The following is a 15,413-nucleotide window of genomic DNA, read 5'->3' as shown; positions in this document are numbered from 1 at the left end:
TCGTAGGATGCGCGGGATCGCGCGATGGCTGCGGCGCGATCGCGCCGCAGAGGTCGGTCACTCGGCCCGGCGGGCGCTCGCGACGGCGGCGCGCAGCCCGCCGCTGACGTGGATGAGGATCGGCACCTGCGCGCCGAGCCGCTGCTGCGTGCGCTCGGCGGCGGTCGCGGCGCGCTCCACGACCTCGTCGAGCCGCGCGCCGTGCCGCACGTGGAGCGCGATGCGCCACGCCGGCCGGCCGCGCCGAGCCCACCAGGGCTGCACGTCGACGTCGAGCACGTCGGGCATCGTGCCGAGCTCGAGCCGGTAGAGGTCGCGGACGGCGTGCTTGTCGACGGCGATGCCGTGGTCGGCCACCGCGTCGCCGCTGCGGCCGCGGCCGCGGGTCGCGCCGTGCACCGCCGCGAGCAGCACGAGGACGGCGCCGGCCGCGGCCGCGACGATCGTCCAGTCGAGCGCCGCCGCCGTCGCGGCCAAGGGCGAGAGGGCGGCGTGCACGAGGTCGGGTCGCACGTGCCAGAGCACGACGACCGCGCCCAGCGCGAGCCACGCGGTGCCCAGGAGGGCGAGCAGCATCCGGTTGAGGGTCCTCGACGAGCGGCTCACGCGTCGCGCTCCTCTCGGACGACGACGCGCACCGTCGGTCGCGGCCGCAGCGCCTCGATGAGCGCGCGGGCTGCCTCGTCGGCGGCGGCGGTGTCGGTGCCGAAGCCGCTCGGCGGCCGCAGCGCGACCTCCGCCGAGGTCCTGCCGAGCGTCGTGCGGGTGCGGTCGACCGGCGCTCTCGACGCGAGCGCCGCGGTTCGCGAGATGGCGCTCGCGAGCACGGCGTCGTCGGCGACGATCGCAACGCCCTCGCGCTGCAGCGCTCGCCGCGAGCGTCGCCCGGGGGCGAGCGCCAGGGCGAGCATCGCGAGCCCGACGAGCCCGGCGGCAGCGCCGATCCCGATGCCGACGGCACCGGCGCCGCCCGCGAGCGAGGCGAGCTCCGCGCTCCCCGGCAGCGTCGCACCGGGCACGGTCGTGCCCGTGCGCTCGAGCAGCAGCAGCGCCGCGACGGCAGCGACGGCGAGGGCGGTCAGCCACAGCGCGATGCTCGCGGAGAGGGAGCGCGAGCGGTGCAGCTCGCGCCGCTCGAGGCGCCGGAGCTCGCGCGCATCCGGGGCTGGAGCGCTCGCCGGGGGACTCGACTGCGGGGTCATGGGGGTGTCCTTCCTGGGGGGTGGAGCGCTCAGCGGACGCGCGAGCGCTCGGGCACCGAGCAGCCCGTGATGCGGACCTCGCACGCGCCGAGCGTCGCGCCGGTGAGGGTGCCCGCCCGCTCGAGCAGCTGCCGCCTGGCACGCTCGGCAGCGGCCAGCACGGTCTCGTCGCCGAGGCCGATGGGGGTGGTGATGCGGAGGTCGAGCGACGGTCCGCGCTCGACCACGTCGGCCCGGACGTCGGCGCGCGGGGCGCCGAACGCCTCCGCCGCGGCCGCGCGCACGGTGGCGCGCAGCGCGCGGGGGGCGATCGTGATCGCGCCGGGCACGTCGGTCACCCGACGCTCCTGCCCCGGGCGGCGTCCACAGCCGCCCGCAGGTCGAGCCTCCTGGTCGCGACCGCGCCGACGAGGGCGCCGAGGGCCGCGAGCGCGAGGCCGAGGAGGAAGCCCCCGAAGCCGAACGCGAGCGCGAGCGCTGCGAGGGCGAGCCCGGTCAGGACGCCGACCGTGATGGCGTTCATGCGGCGCGCGGCTCGTCGGGCTCGTCGTCCTCGCCCGGGATGTGCACGTCGGAGACGGTCACGTTGACCTCGGCGACCTCCATGCCGATGAGCTCGACGATCGCGGTGCTCACCGCGCGGCGCACGTTCTCGGCCACGATGTGCAGCTGCTCGGGGTAGGCGACGACGATCGTGACGTCGGCGGCCACCTGGCGCTCGCCGACCTCGACGCGCACGCCCTGACCGAGGTCGCTCTGCCCGAGCGCGTCGCGGACGGCGCCGACCACGCGCGCCGCGCCGCCGCCGAGCGCGTGCACGCCGGGCACCTCGCGCGCGGCGATGCCGGCGATCTTCGCGACGACCGGGTCGACGACGGTCGTGGTGCCCTGGACGCCGTCGGCGGTGCGCCCGTCGGTCGGTGTGGTGCTGCTCATGGTGTCCTCCGGTTCCGGGGGCGGATCCGCCCTCCGTGACTGTGACGTCACGAGCGATGGATTCGTCACGGATCGCCTCCGCGGATCCCGCGTCGGGTCGCGGGCGTCGCTCGCGGCGACTCCGGCTACGCTCCGAGCAGATGAGCGTGCAGCTGGAGACGGCACCCGACGCACTCCTCGCGCAGCGCGCGAAGGACGGCGACGAGCGGGCGTTCGCCGTGCTCGTGCGGCGGCACTCGCCGTTCCTCATCGCGTTCGCGACCCGCTACCTGGGCGGCTCGAGCGACGCCGACGACGTCGTGCAGGAGGCGCTCGTCACCGCCTGGCGGCAGCTCGACGAGCTGCGCGACCCCGCGCGCGTGCGATCGTGGCTCGCGACGTCGGTGGCGAGGCGGGCGACCGACGTGCTGCGCACGCGGGCGCGCCGCGACGTGCAGCCGCTGCCCGACGAGGAGGGCCCGGCGACCTCGCCGCAGCCGGACGCGGTCGCCGAGGGCAGGGCGGCGACGCGAGCGCTCGGGGACGTCCTGGCGGCGCTCCCCGAGGACCAGCGCGAGGTGTGGCTGCTGCGCGAGATGGCGGAGCTCTCCTACGACGAGATCGCGGCACGGCTCGAGGTCAGCCCCGCCACCGTGCGCGGTCGGCTGGCACGCGCCCGGGGTGCGGTGCTCGCGGCGATGGCAGAGTGGAGGTGACCATGGACGACACGATCGGAGGATCCGGCCGGACGCTCGAGGAGCTGTCCGCCTACTTCGACGCGGGCAGGTCGCCGCGGGTCGTCGCCATCGAGGAGGACGCGGAGTGCCGCGCCATGCTCGCCTCGATGGAGCGCCTGTCGCGCCTGACGCGGGCGCTCGTCGTCGAGGAGTCGGGCGCGGTGGACGCCGGGTGGGTCGACCGCGTGCTGGCCGTGGTGCGGGACGAGGTGCGCGCCGGCCGCGACCTGCCGCTCGAGGCGATCGACGACCGCACCGAGACGACCGTCACCGAAGGGGCGCTGCGCGAGCTCGTCCGCCGCGCGGGCGACGAGGTCGACGACGTGCTCGTCGGCAGCGTCGAGCTGCGCATCGACGAGGCGCCGGCGCTGCACGTGCGCGTGACCATCGGGGTGCGGTTCGGCTCGCCCATGCGCGCCAGGGCCGACGCCGTGCGCGCGGCCATCGGCGCCGCCCTCGCCGCGCACGCGCCGGCACCGGTGCGCGAGATCGACGTGGTGATCGACGACGTCTTCGACGCGGGGGTGCTGGATGCCTGAGAGCCCGCAGCGCGTGGCCGAGCTCGTCGACGCGGCGGTCGCCGCGCATCCGAGCGTCGCGCGCGCCTACCGCGCCGTGCCGACCGTCGCCGGCAGGGCGGCGCCTTCGAGCGTGCTCGCGCACGTCACGCTGCTGCCCCGACGGGTGGCCGTGAGCGTGGGCGTGGCCGAGGTCGACGACTCGCGCGTCGTGGCCTCCGACGTCGCCCGCGCGGTGCGCGACGCGCTGCCGGAGGACTGGGGCGACGCCGCGGTGCGCGTGCAGGTGCGCCGCATCGAGCAGCCGGAGGTCGACGCGCACGGCTGAGCGCGCACGGCGCGGCCCCACGTACGAGGTGGGATGATGGAGGGGATGCCTGCTCTCCGCGAAGACCACCCGCTCAGCACCCGCACCGGCTCGTCCGGGCTGGTGCGGGCGTACCGCGGCGACCGCCCCGCGGTGACCCCCGTCTGGTTCATGCGGCAGGCCGGTCGATCGCTGCCCGAGTACCGCGAGCTGCGCCGCCGCACCGACGGCCCGGAGCGCGACATGCTCGACACGTGCCTCGACCCCGCGCTCGCGAGCGAGATCACGCTGCAGCCGGTGCGCCGCCACGGCGTCGACGCCGCCATCTTCTTCAGCGACATCATGGTGCCGCTGCGGCTCGCGGGCGTCGACGTGAAGATCGAGCCGGGCGTCGGCCCGGTGGTCGCGCAGCCGATCCGCACGCCGGAGGACGTCGAGCGGCTCGTCTCGCTCGACCCGGCAACGCTCGACGGCGCGCTCGAGCCTGTGCGCGAGGGCGTGCGGCAGACGGTCGCCGGCCTCGCCGCGATCGGCGACGGCTCGACCCCGCTCATCGGCTTCGCGGGCGCTCCGTTCACGCTCGCCGCCTACCTCGTCGCGGGGCGTCCCTCGAAGGACCACCTCGAGGCCCGCACGCTCATGCGTGCGTTCCCGGATGCCTGGGACCGGCTCGCGCGCTGGACCGCCGACGTCACCGGGCGCTTCCTCCGCGCGCAGGTCGAGGAGGGCGCCTCGGCGGCCCAGCTCTTCGACTCGTGGGCGGGCTCGCTGCCGCTCGAGCAGTACCGCGAGCACGTCGCGCCGGCCTCGCGCATCGCGCTCGACGCCGTGCGCGACCTCGTCGACGCCTCCGGCCGCCGGGTGCCGCTCGTGCACTTCGGCGTCGGCGCGGGCGAGCTCTACGGCGCGATGGACCTCGACGTCGACTGCGTCGGCGTCGACTGGCGCGTGCCGCTCGACGTCGCGCTCGAGCGCATCGGCTCCGACGTGACGGTGCAGGGCAACCTCGACCCCGCCGTGCTCGGCGCCCCGTGGGAGATCGTCGAGGCGGCGATCGACCACGTGATGATGGCCGGCTCCGTCGCCCGCGCGCACGTGTTCAACCTCGGCCACGGCGTGCCGCCGTCGACCGACCCGGATGTGCTGACGCGCGTCGTGCAGGCGGTGCACGCGCGGTGACCGCTGACGCTGGGCAGGCGGACGCGACCCCGCTGCCCGAGGGCTCGCTGCCGGAGACCCCGCTGCCCGAGGGGCAGCGGTGGGACTCGATCGTCGTCGGCGCCGGCGCCGCCGGCCTGACCGTCGCGCACGACCTCGCCGGACGGGGCTACCGCGTGCTCGTGCTCGAGGCCTCCGATCGTCTGGGCGGCGTGGCCACCGGCATCGACGTCGCGGGGCTCGCGCTCGACGCCGGCGCCGAGTCGTTCGCCACCCGCGGCGGCGCCGTCGCCGAGCTCGCTGCGGAGCTCGGCCTCGCCGACGACATCGTCTCGCCGAACCCGGCGGGCGCGTGGCTGCAGCTGGGCGACCGCGCGGTGCCGCTGCCGAAGGCGAGCCTGCTCGGCATCCCCTCGTCGCCGCTCGCCCGCGACGTCATCGACGCGCTCGGCTGGGGCGGCGCGATCCGCGCCTACGCGGACCGGCTGATGCCGGTGCTGCGCATCGGCAAGGACGACGCGCTCGGCCCGCTCGTGCGGCGACGCATGGGGCGCAAGGCGCTCGACCGGCTCGTGGCGCCGCTCGCGGGCGGCGTCTACTCCGCCGACGTCGAGCGGCTCGACGTCGCGACGGTCGCGCCGGGGCTCAACAACGCGCTCACGCAGGCGGGCTCGCTCTCGGGCGCCGTCGCCGTCGTGCTGGAGGAGCGTGCCGCCGCCGTGGCGCGCGGCGACGCCGCGCCCAGCAACGCGCAGCGGCCCGGCTCGGCGGTGCAGGGCATCCGCGGCGGCGTCCACCGGATCACGGCGGCGCTCGCGGAGCGCGCTCGCGCGCACCACGCCGACCTGCGCACCGGGGTGCGCGTGACCGCGGCGTCGCCGACGCCGACCGGCTGGGCCGTCGAGACGGATGCGGGCGCCTTCGCGGGTTCGTCGCTCGTCGTCGCGCTGCCGGAGCCGGAGGCGCTGCGCGTGCTGGGCGGGCTCGACGGCTTCGCGCCGCTCGCGACCGACGCGACCGGCGTCACGGTCGAGCTCGTCACGCTCGTCCTCCCGCCCGGCGCGATCTCGGGCGACCCGCGCGGCACGGGCGTGCTCGTCGCGGCCGACGCCCCCGGCATCCGGGCGAAGGCGCTGACGCACGCGAGCGCGAAGTGGCCGTGGCTGCGCGACGCTGCCGATGGCCGCGAGGTCGTGCGGCTGTCGTACGGCTCCGGCGCCGCCGCCCCGGCGACCGAGGGACTCGACGACGACGCGGCCGCGGCGCTCGCGCTGCAGGACGCGCGCGCGATCCTCGGCCGCGACCTCCCGGAGCCGGTCGCGAGCGCGCGCGTGCGGTGGGAGCAGGGGCAGCCGACGACCGTGGTCGGCGCGCGCGGCCGCCACCAGGCGCTGCGCGAAGCCGCCGACGCGCACCGCAACCTGGTCCTGGTCGGCGCCGCGGTCGCGGGCACCGGCCTCGCGCAGGTCGTGCCGGACGCACGGCGGGCGGCGCTCGGCATCCGCCGCGAGCGCTTCGCGGTGCCCGGCACCCCGTGGACCGACGAGGTGGCCCCCGAGGGGGCCGCGCACCACGAGACGGACGGGGCGGCGCCGCCCGCCGCATCCGCCACCGCAGCACGAGACGCAGACGAGCGAGGAGACGCATGAGCGAGCACACGCCGCAGCAGGCCGGTCAGGAGCAGGCCGACCAGCAGCAGGACGACGGCTACACGATCTGGAGCGTCCACCGCCGCGGCGCGACCGCCGACGGCGCCTCGGGCGCGGGCACGTCGCTGGCCGACGAGATCGCCGCGCTCGAGCGCGAGGGCATCGTCGTCCGCGGCATCTACGACGTCTCAGGCATGCGCCACGACGCCGACGTGATGGTGTGGATGCACGGGGCGCCCGGCGCCGCCCTCGAGCCGCAGGCGCTGCAGGCGGCCGTGCGCCGGGTGCGCCGCACCCGCGAGCTCGCGGGCACCACGCAGACGTGGGGCGCGATGGGCGTGCACCGCGACGCCGAGTTCAACAAGCGGCACGTGCCGGGCTACATGCGCGGCATCGAGCCGAAGCGGTGGGTGACGGTCTACCCGTTCAACCGCTCGTACGACTGGTACCTGCTGCCGGCCGAGGACCGCGGCCGGATGCTCGCCGAGCACGGCCGCGCCGGCGCCGCCTACCGCGGCGTCGTGGCGAACACCGTCTCGGCGTTCGCGCTCGGCGACTACGAGTGGATCCTGCCGCTCGAGGCGGACGAGCTGACCGAGCTCGTCGACATGATGCGCGAGCTGCGGGCCGTCGAGGCGCGCATGCACGTGCGCGACGAGATCCCATTCTTCACGGGCCGCCGGATCGCGGCCGACGAGATCGAGGAGGTGCTCGCATGAGCGACACGACGACGACCGGCGGCTGCTGCGGCGGTGGGTGCTGCGGCACGTCCGCATCGAATGCCGTGCAGCAGCAGGGCGAGCAGCAGCAGGCGGAGCAGCAGGCACCGCAGCGGCGCGAGACGAAGGCGCCGGCAGCGACCTCCGTGCACCTCGAGCCGGGTGCCGCCGTGCCGAGCGCGAGCCCGGCTGCGCAGGCGGGCCCCGAGCACGTGGAGGAGCCGGTCGCCTACGACGGCATCCTGCTGTCGGGCTTCGGCGGCCCGGAGGGGCAGGACGACGTCATCCCCTTCCTCCGCAACGTCACGCGCGGCCGCGGCATCCCCGACGAGCGCCTCGAGGAGGTCGCGGGCCACTACCGCCACTTCGGCGGCGTGAGCCCCATCAACGAGCAGAACCGCGAGCTCAAGGCGGCGCTCGAGGGCGCGCTCGCGGCCGCCGGCGTCGACCTGCCCGTCTACTGGGGCAACCGCAACTGGGCGCCCTACCTCGACGAGGCGCTGCAGCAGGCCGCCGACGCGGGCGCCACGCGCCTGATCGCCATCCCCACCTCGGCCTACTCGTCCTACTCGTCGTGCCGCCAGTACCGCGAGGACTGGGCGGATGCGCTCGAGGCGACCGGCCTGCAGGCGTCGATGCAGATCGACAAGGTGCGGCAGTTCTTCAACCACCCGGGCTTCCTGGCGACCTTCGTCGACGGCGTGCGCGCATCCGTCGCCGAGGCGCGCGAGGCGGGCTTCGCCGACGCCGAGATCGAGGTGCTCTTCGCGACCCACTCGATCCCGACCGCCGACGCGGAGCGCTCCGGCGCACCCGACCTGCACGAGTGGGGGCCGGGCGGCGGCTACGAGGGCCAGCACCTCGCCGCCGCCGAGCACGTGATGGCGGAGGCGGCGCCCGGCATCGCCTGGCAGCTCGTCTACCAGTCGCGCTCCGGCCCCGCGTCGCAGCCGTGGCTCGAGCCCGACATCAACGACGCAATCGAGGCGCTCGAGTCGCGCAAGGCCATCGTGATCGTGCCGCTCGGCTTCGTGAGCGACCACATGGAGGTCATGTGGGACCTCGACGAGGAGGCCATCGAGACGGCCACCGAGGCGGGGCTGTGGGCGCGCCGCGCGCCGACCCCCGGCATCGATCCGCAGTACGTGGGCGCGCTCGTCGACCTCGTGCAGGAGCGCCTCGAGGGCCGGCCGGAGGCCGAGCGCAAGTCGGTCACCTCGATCCACACCTGGTACGACGTCTGCCGGCCGGGCTGCTGCGAGAACCCGCGCCTCGGGTTCCGGCCGGCGATCGCGGGGCTGCAGCCGTGACCATCCGGGTGGGCACGCGCGGCTCGGCGCTCGCGCTCGCGCAGACCACGGCGCTCGCGGCCCGCTTCGCGGGTGAGGTCGAGATCGTCGAGATCACGACGCAGGGCGACACCGACCGCTCGTCGCTGTCGCAGCTCGGCGGCACGGGCGTGTTCGTCTCGGCGCTGCGGGATGCGCTGCTCGACGGCCGCGTCGACGTCGCCGTGCACTCGATGAAGGACCTCCCCACCGCGCCCGCCGCCGGCATCGAGCTCGCGGCCGTCACGAAGCGCGAGGACGCCCGCGACGCGCTGTGCGCGCGCGACGGGCTCACGCTCGCCGACCTGCCGGAGGGCGCCAAGGTGGGCACCGGCTCGCCGCGCCGCATGGCGCAGCTGCGGGTCGCGCGGCCCGACCTCGAGGTCGTCGACATCCGCGGCAACGTGCCGACGCGGCTCGCCCGCGCGCAGGGCGACCCGCAGACCGGGGAGCGCGACCTCGACGCGGTCGTGCTCGCGCTCGCGGGGCTCAAGCGCCTGGGGCTCGAGGACCGGGCGACCGAGGTGCTCGACCTCATCGACTTCCCGACCGCGCCCGCGCAGGGCGCGCTAGCGGTCGAGATCCGCGACGGCGACGGCGCCGCCAGAGCGGCGGTCGCGAAGACCGACCACGCGCCGACGCGCGCGGCGGTCGACGCCGAGCGGCGCGTGCTCGCGGGGCTCGAGGCGGGCTGCGCGGCACCGCTCGCCGCGCACGCGGAGGTCGCCGACGGCATGCTCTTCCTCTCGGCGATCGCGTACGCGACCGACGGCTCGAGCCGGGTGGCCGCATCCCACGCCTACACGCTCGACTCGACCAGGGCATCCGAGCTCGAGGAGGCCGCGCGCGACGTGGCCGACCGCGCGGTCGCAGAGCTGCTGGACGGCGGCGCGGCCGACCTCGTGCAGGCCGCCAGGGCGTAGCCGCCGGCCGAGCGCGGCCGCGTGCAGCGACCACCCCTGTGACGACGGGCCGTGACCACGAGCCCGGCTGGGTCTGCGAGGATGCGGAGCACCCACCACCGATTCCGGAGGAACCCATGCGCGTCCTGATCCCCCGAGGCGGCACCTGGGGCGACGAGGTGGCCGAGCTCGTCACCGATGCCGGCCTCGAGCCGCTCATCCTGCCGCTCGTGCAGATCGAGCCCGCCGAGGACCAGCAGCGGCTGCAGCAGATCCTCGGGCAGCTCGCGGAGGGCCGCTTCGACTGGCTGGTCGTCACGAGCCAGTCGACCGTGCGGGTGCTGCCGCGCGTGCCCTCGTCCGTGCAGGTCGCGGCCGTCGGCTCGGTGACGGCGGCATCGCTGCGCGAGCGCGGGGTGCCGGTCGCGTTCATCCCCACGCGGCAGTCCGCGGCCGGGCTCGTCGACGAGTGGCCGATCCGCGAGGGCCGGGTGCTGTGGCCGCACGCGCTCGACGCGCGGCCGACGATCGCGAGCGGGCTGCGCCAGCACGGCATGCAGGTCACCGAGGTGGTCGCCTACCGCACGGTGCCGGTGTTCGAGTCGGGCGAGCAGCTCGTCGAGGCCGTGACGACGCAGACCGGAGCGATCCCGATCGTCGGTGCCCCGGCGCATCCCGCGAGGACGGACGCGCAGGAGCAGCAGGCCGCACAGGGCCCCGCGGCGGCCGAGCGGGACGCCCGCGAGCAGGACGCCCGCGAGCAGCAGGACAGGGACCACGTCACGGAGCAGGGCGCCCACGACGCCGTGCTCACGGCCGTCGAGCCCGCGGAGACGCCCATCGACGCGGTGCTCGTCACCTCCGGCTCGGTGGCGAAGCAGGTCGCGCGGCTCGGCCTCGCGGCCGAGACCCGCATCATCGCGATCGGCGAGCAGACGGCGGAGGACTGCCGCAAGTACGGCCTGCAGGTCGCGGGCATCGCGCAGCGCCCGAACGCGCAGGCGCTCGTCGCGGCCCTCGTCGCTACCGCCCGCTGAGATCTCAACGTCGCGGGTGGTCGCACACCGGCGATATCGCCTCGTACGACCACCCGCGACGTTGAGAACCGGCATAGCCTGGCGGCATGGCCGACACGAACCCCGCGCTCGAGGCGCTCGCCGCATCCGGGCTCGAGCATGAGATCACCCGCCACGGTCGCGTGTCGTCGCTCGCGGAGGCCGCCGAGGCCCGCGGGGTCAGGCCCGCCGAGGTCATCAAGACGATGGTCGTGCGCCGAGGGGAGGGCGACCACCTGCTCGTGCTCGTGCCGGGCGACCGCACGATCGCCTGGCCGAAGCTGCGGCAGCTGCTCGGCGTCAGCCGCCTGTCGATGCCCGACGCCGACGCCGCCTTCGCCGTGACGGGGTTCCGGCGCGGCACGATCACGCCGTTCGGCACGACGACCCCGCTGCCGATCGTCGCCGACGAGCGCGTGCTCGGGCACCGCGTGTCGATCGGCGGCGGTGAGCACGGCGTCGCGGCGACGCTCGACGGCGACGCCCTCGTCGCGCACCTGAACGCGCAGGTCGCCGACGTCACCGAGCACGAGGTCTGACCGGGACTGCGTCAGGCGGGCGGCTCGTCGAGCGCCCGCAGCACCTCGAGAACCTGCTCGGCGGGCATCTCGCACGGCCGCAGCAGCGTGCCGGCTCGGGTGCGCCAGACGTTGGCGCTCATCCGGCGCGCACCGCCGAGCTCCTCGCCGTCGATCGTGCTCGAACGGCCGTCCGCGCGGTCGACCCGCGTGATGCCCCAGGCGCGCCCGTCGATGCGCTGCCGGCTCCAGCCGAGCGGCACGCGCGCGACGAGCGCGTCGAGGTCGTCCGGCGCATCCTCCATGCCTCGACGGTAGTCCCGGTGCCGCGGGACGGCGTTGCCGCGGCGCCGCCCGGACGGCGGCAGCGGGGCGGCTCGGCAGCCGCCCCGCTCCCGTCAGCTCAGCCCTCCCAGTGCTCGCACGTGACGTCCGGGTTGAAGTCGGCGTGCATGCCCCAGGGGTTGTGCTTGAACACCCAGGCGTGCAGCGCGTAGAACGGCGCTGTCCCGGGCGGGGCGACCACCTGCATGACGCGGTCGAAGAGCATCGGCGGGTCGTCGTGCTCCGCATCCCACTCGGCCTGCGGCACGATGTACTCGACCGCGACGAGCCGCAGCCCGCCGTTGCGCATCGGCTCGTACACGAGCAGCTCCGGCGCGCCCACCTCGGCGGTGGTGTCGTAGAGCGACCAGTCCGCCCAGTGCACGCCCATGCCGGCGTCCGGCAGGGTGAAGCACGCGTCGAGCAGGGTGCCCTCCTCCGGGGGCAGGTAGCCGTCCGCCATCGCGTGATCGGTGTTGTGGTACTGCGCGATCGAGGCACGGAGCTCGGCCAGATCGCTGTTGTAGGCCGAGGGCGTGTGCCCTGCGGCTCCCGCGGCGGTCGGAGCGGCGACGAGCGCTCCGGCTGCGAGCAGCGCCACGATGGCGCTCCTGAGACGAGTCCTCATGGCACGAGCCGATCGAGGACACGCGTGTGCAGCATCGTCTTCTCCTTCGATTGCGGCGGCGTCCGCCGCCGATGGGCGCATGCTACGACTGGCCGAGCGGACCGCACACGGCGTCATCGCTTGGGGGAGGCGCCACTGCCATCAGCTGAGGGATGCGCTGGGCCGCTCGAGCGCGTAGCATCGCTCGCGCAATCGTCGGCGGTGTCAGCGCCGACGCCCCACGCCAGGAAGCAGCCGAGATGACCGAGATCCGCGGAGCCGCGACAGCGCGCTGACCCGACGACCACGCATCGTCGACGCATCCGTCAGCGCTCATCCGCTCTCGGAGGATCTCTCTTGGCACACCCTGTCATCGCGCTCTCGCGCGTCACCTTCCACTGGCCGGACGGCACCGGCGTCTTCGGCGCCCCGGGCGTCTCCGGCGCGCTCGGCCACGGCCGCACGGGCATCGTCGGCCGCAACGGCGCCGGCAAGTCGACGCTGCTCGGGCTCATCGAGGGCCGGCTCGAGCCGGCCTCCGGCGAGCTCGTCGTGCACGGCAGCGTCGCGACGCTGCCGCAGCAGCTCGACCTCGGGCCCGGCACCGTCGCGGATGCGCTCGGCATCGCCCCGGTGCTCGACGCGATCGCCGCCATCGAGCGCGGCGACGTCGCGACGCGGCGCTTCGACGCGGTCGGCGACCGCTGGGGCGTCGAGGCCGAGGCGCTCGGCGAGCTGGCGGCGCTCGGCCTCGCGGGCGACGAGGCGCTGCTGCGGCGCCCGATCGCCACGCTCTCCGGCGGCGAGGCCGTGCTCGTCGGGCTCGCCGCGATCCGGCTGCAGCGCGCCGACATCGCGCTGCTCGACGAGCCCACGAACAACCTGGATGCCGGGGCGCGCCGCCGCCTGCACGACGCCGTCGCGGCGTGGCGCGGCTCGCTGCTCGTCGTGAGCCACGACATCGAGCTGCTCGAGCGAGTCGACCGCATCGCCGAGCTGCACGGATCGGCGCTGCGCACCTTCGAGGGTCCCTACTCGGTCTACCGCAGCGCGGTCGAGGCGGAGCAGGCGGCGGCCGCGCATGCGATGCGCGACGCCGAGCAGCTCGTCCGGCGCGAGCACCGCGACCGCCTCGACGCCGCGGAGCAGCGGTCGAAGGCCGAGGCGGCCGGCCGCCGCGCGGGCCAGGCGGGCGGCATCCCGAAGATCGTCGCCGGCGGCCTGCAGCGCAGGGCCGAGCGCACGAGCGCCCGGTCCAAGGCGCTGCACGAGGGGCGGGAGGCGACCGCCGAGGCGGCGCTCGAGCTGGCCGAGGAGCGGCTCCGCGACGACCGGTCGATCCGCATCGACCTGCCCGGCACGCGCGTGCCACCCGGCCGCGACGTGCTCGCGCTGCGCACGAGCACCGGCGACGTGCTGGTGCGGGGCGCCGAGCGCATCGCGCTCACGGGCGGGAACGGCGCGGGCAAGACGACGCTGCTCGACGCGATCGCCGGCCTCGAGCCGCCGCCCGGACGGCCGGATCCGATCGCCGAGGTGACGCACCGCATCCGGCAGACCGCGATGCTGCCCCAGCGCATCCGCTTCGCCGACGACGACGCGACGCTCGTCGACGCGGTGCGCGAGACGGCGCCGACCCGGCCGCCGCAGGAGGTGCGGGCGCAGCTCGCGCGGTTCCTCTTCCGCGGTGCGCGCGCCGAGCAGCGGGTGCGCGAGCTGTCGGGTGGCGAGCGCTTCCGGCTCGCGCTCGCGCGGCTGCTGCTCGCCGACCCGCCGCCGCAACTGCTGCTGCTCGACGAGCCGACGAACTCGCTGGACCTCGACAGCATCGACGGGCTCGTGGATGCGCTCACCGCCTTCGAGGGCGCGGTCGTGGTCGTGAGCCACGACGCCGCGTTCCTCGAGCGCCTGGGGCTCACCCGCCGGTGGACGATCGACGGCGGCCGGCTCATCGACCGCCCGGCCTGACCGGCGTACGATCCGACCAGCACGAGGGGGCAGCCATGCACGTGGATCCTGCAGCGCTCGACGCCGCCGTCGCGAAGCACGCGTTCACCGGCGTCGCGACGATCGATGTGGGCGACCGGCGCACGCTCGAGCGCTGCGAGGGCTTCCTCCACCGGGCGCTGCGGGTGCCGATGACCGCGGAGGCGCGCATCGCGATCGCGAGCGGCAGCAAGGCGCTCACCGCGCTCGCCGTGATGCGCCTCGTCGAGGACGGCCGCCTGCGCCTCGACCAGCGGGTGCGCGAGCTGCTCGGCGACGACCTGCCGCGCATCGACGACGCCGTCACGATCGAGCAGCTGCTGACCCACACCTCCGGCATCGGCGACTACCTCGACGAGGAGGCCGACTGGGAGCCCGAGGACTACGTGCTCACGGTGCCGTCCCACGAGCTCACGAGCGCCGCGGCGTTCCTGCCGATGCTCGACGGCCACGACCAGAAGCTCCCGCCGGGGGAGCGGTTCTCGTACTGCAACGGCGGCTACATGGTGCTCGCCGTGCTGCTCGAGCGCGTCACGGACGAGGGCTACCACGACGTGGTGCGCCGGCTCGTGCTGGAGCCGGCGGGCCTCGAGCGCACCGGCTTCCTGCCGCTCAACGACCTGCCGGCGGATGCGGCGCCCGGCTACGTGGCAGACGCGGGCGACCTCATGAACACGCTGCACCTGCCGGTGCTCGGCAACGGCGACGGCGGCGCATTCACGACTGCCGCCGACCTGCACCGCTTCTGGCTCGCGCTGCTCGACGGCCGCATCGTGTCGCAGGGCAGCGTCGAGGCGATGATCCGGCCCCGCTTCGACGTGCCCGACGAGCGCAAGCGGTACGGGATGGGCTTCTGGCTGCACCCGACCCACGACGCGCTCATCCTCGAGGGCTACGACGCCGGCGCCTCCTTCCGCTCGACGCACCTCGTCGCGAGCCGGACGACGGTGAGCGTGCTCGGCAACAGCTCGGAGGGCGGCTGGCCCGTCATCTTCGCGCTCGCCGACGCGATCGACGCGGAGCTCGGCGCGTGAGCGACCCGCACGTGCTCGGCCCTGACCTGGCGCCGACGCCGTTCACCGCCGACGAGATCCGCGCCGGCAATCCCGACGGCCGCAGGCTGCTCGTGCGCACCCGGCTCGAGGGGCGCACGACCTACCACTGCGACAGCTTCCAGGACGGCGACACCGACGGCTGCGTGCTCTCGCAGGTCGTGACGGATGCGTCGGGCACGCCCGTCGACGACCCGCGCACCTCGCGCGTCACCTGGCGCGAGCTGCAGGCGCACGCCGCGTTCCCGGAGGCGGCGACCACCGTGACGCCCGAGCGCATCCGGCTCGCCGTCGGCGAGGTCGACTGCCTGCGGTACGACGTGCAGCGGGCCGACGGCACCAGCACGTTCTGGTTCGCCGTCGACCGCCCGGGCATGCCGCTCCGCTCCGCCTCCCGGGGCGCGGAGGTGGAGGTCGTCGAGATCGCCTGAGCGCC

At 75.6% G+C, this 15,413-nt stretch carries 20 protein-coding genes; 13 read left to right on the top strand and 7 right to left on the bottom strand.

The features are described 5' to 3' along the window. Nucleotides 1-57 precede the first annotated feature (57 nt). The 5 genes from EDD26_RS04535 to EDD26_RS04515 are packed head-to-tail and all read right to left on the bottom strand — an operon-like array spanning nt 58 to nt 2,138. A complete protein-coding gene (locus EDD26_RS04535; RefSeq protein ID WP_123696619.1) occupies nt 58-606 on the bottom strand; it encodes a hypothetical protein in 549 nt (182 codons plus the stop codon). Continuing rightward, nucleotides 603-1,202: a hypothetical protein gene (locus EDD26_RS04530; RefSeq protein WP_123696618.1), complete on the bottom strand. Its 600-nt coding sequence runs from the start codon at nt 1,200-1,202 to the stop codon at nt 603-605. Before EDD26_RS04530 ends, EDD26_RS04535 begins: the two co-directional genes overlap by 4 nt. Before the next feature lie 29 nt (nt 1,203-1,231). Next, entirely contained in the window at nt 1,232-1,540 is a 309-nt protein-coding gene (locus EDD26_RS04525) for a hypothetical protein (protein ID WP_123696617.1), read from the bottom strand. Continuing rightward, complete coding sequence (locus EDD26_RS04520; RefSeq protein WP_123696616.1) at nt 1,537-1,725, bottom strand: hypothetical protein; 189 nt, start codon at nt 1,723-1,725, stop codon at nt 1,537-1,539. The genes EDD26_RS04525 and EDD26_RS04520 overlap by 4 nt, the downstream gene beginning before the upstream one ends. Then, nucleotides 1,722-2,138 carry an Asp23/Gls24 family envelope stress response protein gene (locus EDD26_RS04515; RefSeq protein WP_123696615.1) on the bottom strand — a complete coding sequence of 139 codons (417 nt, stop codon included), beginning with the start codon at nt 2,136-2,138 and terminating at the stop codon, nt 1,722-1,724. Before EDD26_RS04515 ends, EDD26_RS04520 begins: the two co-directional genes overlap by 4 nt. Nucleotides 2,139-2,278: 140 nt before the next feature. Between EDD26_RS04515 and EDD26_RS04510 the strand changes: the two genes are divergently transcribed. From EDD26_RS04510 to EDD26_RS04465, 10 genes are all read left to right on the top strand, one after another. Beyond that, on the top strand, nt 2,279-2,833 hold the full coding sequence (locus EDD26_RS04510) for an RNA polymerase sigma factor (protein ID WP_123696614.1): 555 nt from the start codon (nt 2,279-2,281) through the stop codon (nt 2,831-2,833). A 2-nt stretch (nt 2,834-2,835) separates the two neighbouring features. Continuing rightward, nucleotides 2,836-3,393 carry a hypothetical protein gene (locus EDD26_RS04505; protein ID WP_123696613.1) on the top strand — a complete coding sequence of 186 codons (558 nt, stop codon included), beginning with the start codon at nt 2,836-2,838 and terminating at the stop codon, nt 3,391-3,393. Next, a complete protein-coding gene (locus tag EDD26_RS04500; RefSeq protein WP_148058696.1) occupies nt 3,386-3,700 on the top strand; it encodes a hypothetical protein in 315 nt (104 codons plus the stop codon). The genes EDD26_RS04505 and EDD26_RS04500 overlap by 8 nt, the downstream gene beginning before the upstream one ends. Nucleotides 3,701-3,745: 45 nt before the next feature. Beyond that, entirely contained in the window at nt 3,746-4,858 is a 1,113-nt protein-coding gene (hemE, locus tag EDD26_RS04495) for a uroporphyrinogen decarboxylase (protein ID WP_123696611.1), read from the top strand. After that, a complete protein-coding gene (gene hemG, locus EDD26_RS04490; RefSeq protein ID WP_245989753.1) occupies nt 4,855-6,486 on the top strand; it encodes a protoporphyrinogen oxidase in 1,632 nt (543 codons plus the stop codon). The genes hemE and hemG overlap by 4 nt, the downstream gene beginning before the upstream one ends. Beyond that, entirely contained in the window at nt 6,483-7,205 is a 723-nt protein-coding gene (gene hemQ / locus EDD26_RS04485; protein WP_123696610.1) for a hydrogen peroxide-dependent heme synthase, read from the top strand. The genes hemG and hemQ overlap by 4 nt, the downstream gene beginning before the upstream one ends. Then, nucleotides 7,202-8,515, top strand: a complete 1,314-nt coding sequence (locus EDD26_RS04480) for a ferrochelatase (RefSeq protein ID WP_123696609.1) — start codon at nt 7,202-7,204, stop codon at nt 8,513-8,515. The genes hemQ and EDD26_RS04480 overlap by 4 nt, the downstream gene beginning before the upstream one ends. Continuing rightward, nucleotides 8,512-9,456 (top strand): hydroxymethylbilane synthase, encoded by a 945-nt coding sequence (hemC, locus tag EDD26_RS04475; RefSeq protein WP_211333827.1) that lies wholly within the window; start codon nt 8,512-8,514, stop codon nt 9,454-9,456. The genes EDD26_RS04480 and hemC overlap by 4 nt, the downstream gene beginning before the upstream one ends. Nucleotides 9,457-9,572: 116 nt before the next feature. Then, nucleotides 9,573-10,472: a uroporphyrinogen-III synthase gene (locus tag EDD26_RS04470; RefSeq protein WP_123696608.1), complete on the top strand. Its 900-nt coding sequence runs from the start codon at nt 9,573-9,575 to the stop codon at nt 10,470-10,472. Nucleotides 10,473-10,558: 86 nt separating this feature from the next. Next, nucleotides 10,559-11,029, top strand: coding sequence for an aminoacyl-tRNA deacylase (locus EDD26_RS04465; RefSeq protein WP_123696607.1), 471 nt, complete (start codon nt 10,559-10,561; stop codon nt 11,027-11,029). Nucleotides 11,030-11,040: 11 nt separating this feature from the next. Here the strand turns inward: EDD26_RS04465 and EDD26_RS04460 are convergent, their stop codons facing one another. Both EDD26_RS04460 and EDD26_RS04455 read right to left on the bottom strand, forming a co-directional pair. Then, nucleotides 11,041-11,313, bottom strand: coding sequence for a peptide methionine sulfoxide reductase (locus EDD26_RS04460; protein ID WP_123696606.1), 273 nt, complete (start codon nt 11,311-11,313; stop codon nt 11,041-11,043). A gap of 98 nt (nt 11,314-11,411) precedes the next feature. Then, entirely contained in the window at nt 11,412-11,960 is a 549-nt protein-coding gene (locus EDD26_RS04455) for a hypothetical protein (RefSeq protein WP_148058695.1), read from the bottom strand. A gap of 336 nt (nt 11,961-12,296) precedes the next feature. Here EDD26_RS04455 and EDD26_RS04450 point away from each other — a divergent pair, with 336 nt between their 5' ends. From EDD26_RS04450 to EDD26_RS04440, 3 genes are read left to right on the top strand one after another with little or no spacing between them, the layout of a single operon-like run. After that, a complete protein-coding gene (locus EDD26_RS04450; protein ID WP_123696604.1) occupies nt 12,297-13,907 on the top strand; it encodes an ABC-F family ATP-binding cassette domain-containing protein in 1,611 nt (536 codons plus the stop codon). A 35-nt stretch (nt 13,908-13,942) separates the two neighbouring features. Next, the gene (locus EDD26_RS04445; protein ID WP_123696603.1) at nt 13,943-14,959 is read left to right on the top strand and encodes a serine hydrolase domain-containing protein; all 1,017 of its coding nucleotides are present in this window, start codon (nt 13,943-13,945) and stop codon (nt 14,957-14,959) included. Further along, nucleotides 14,956-15,408 carry a hypothetical protein gene (locus EDD26_RS04440; protein WP_123696602.1) on the top strand — a complete coding sequence of 151 codons (453 nt, stop codon included), beginning with the start codon at nt 14,956-14,958 and terminating at the stop codon, nt 15,406-15,408. Before EDD26_RS04445 ends, EDD26_RS04440 begins: the two co-directional genes overlap by 4 nt. Nucleotides 15,409-15,413: the final 5 nt, after the last annotated feature.

Source organism: Agrococcus jenensis (genome assembly GCF_003752465.1).
GTDB lineage: Bacteria > Actinomycetota > Actinomycetes > Actinomycetales > Microbacteriaceae > Agrococcus > Agrococcus jenensis.
This window is presented reverse-complemented; position numbering and strand designations above follow the sequence as displayed.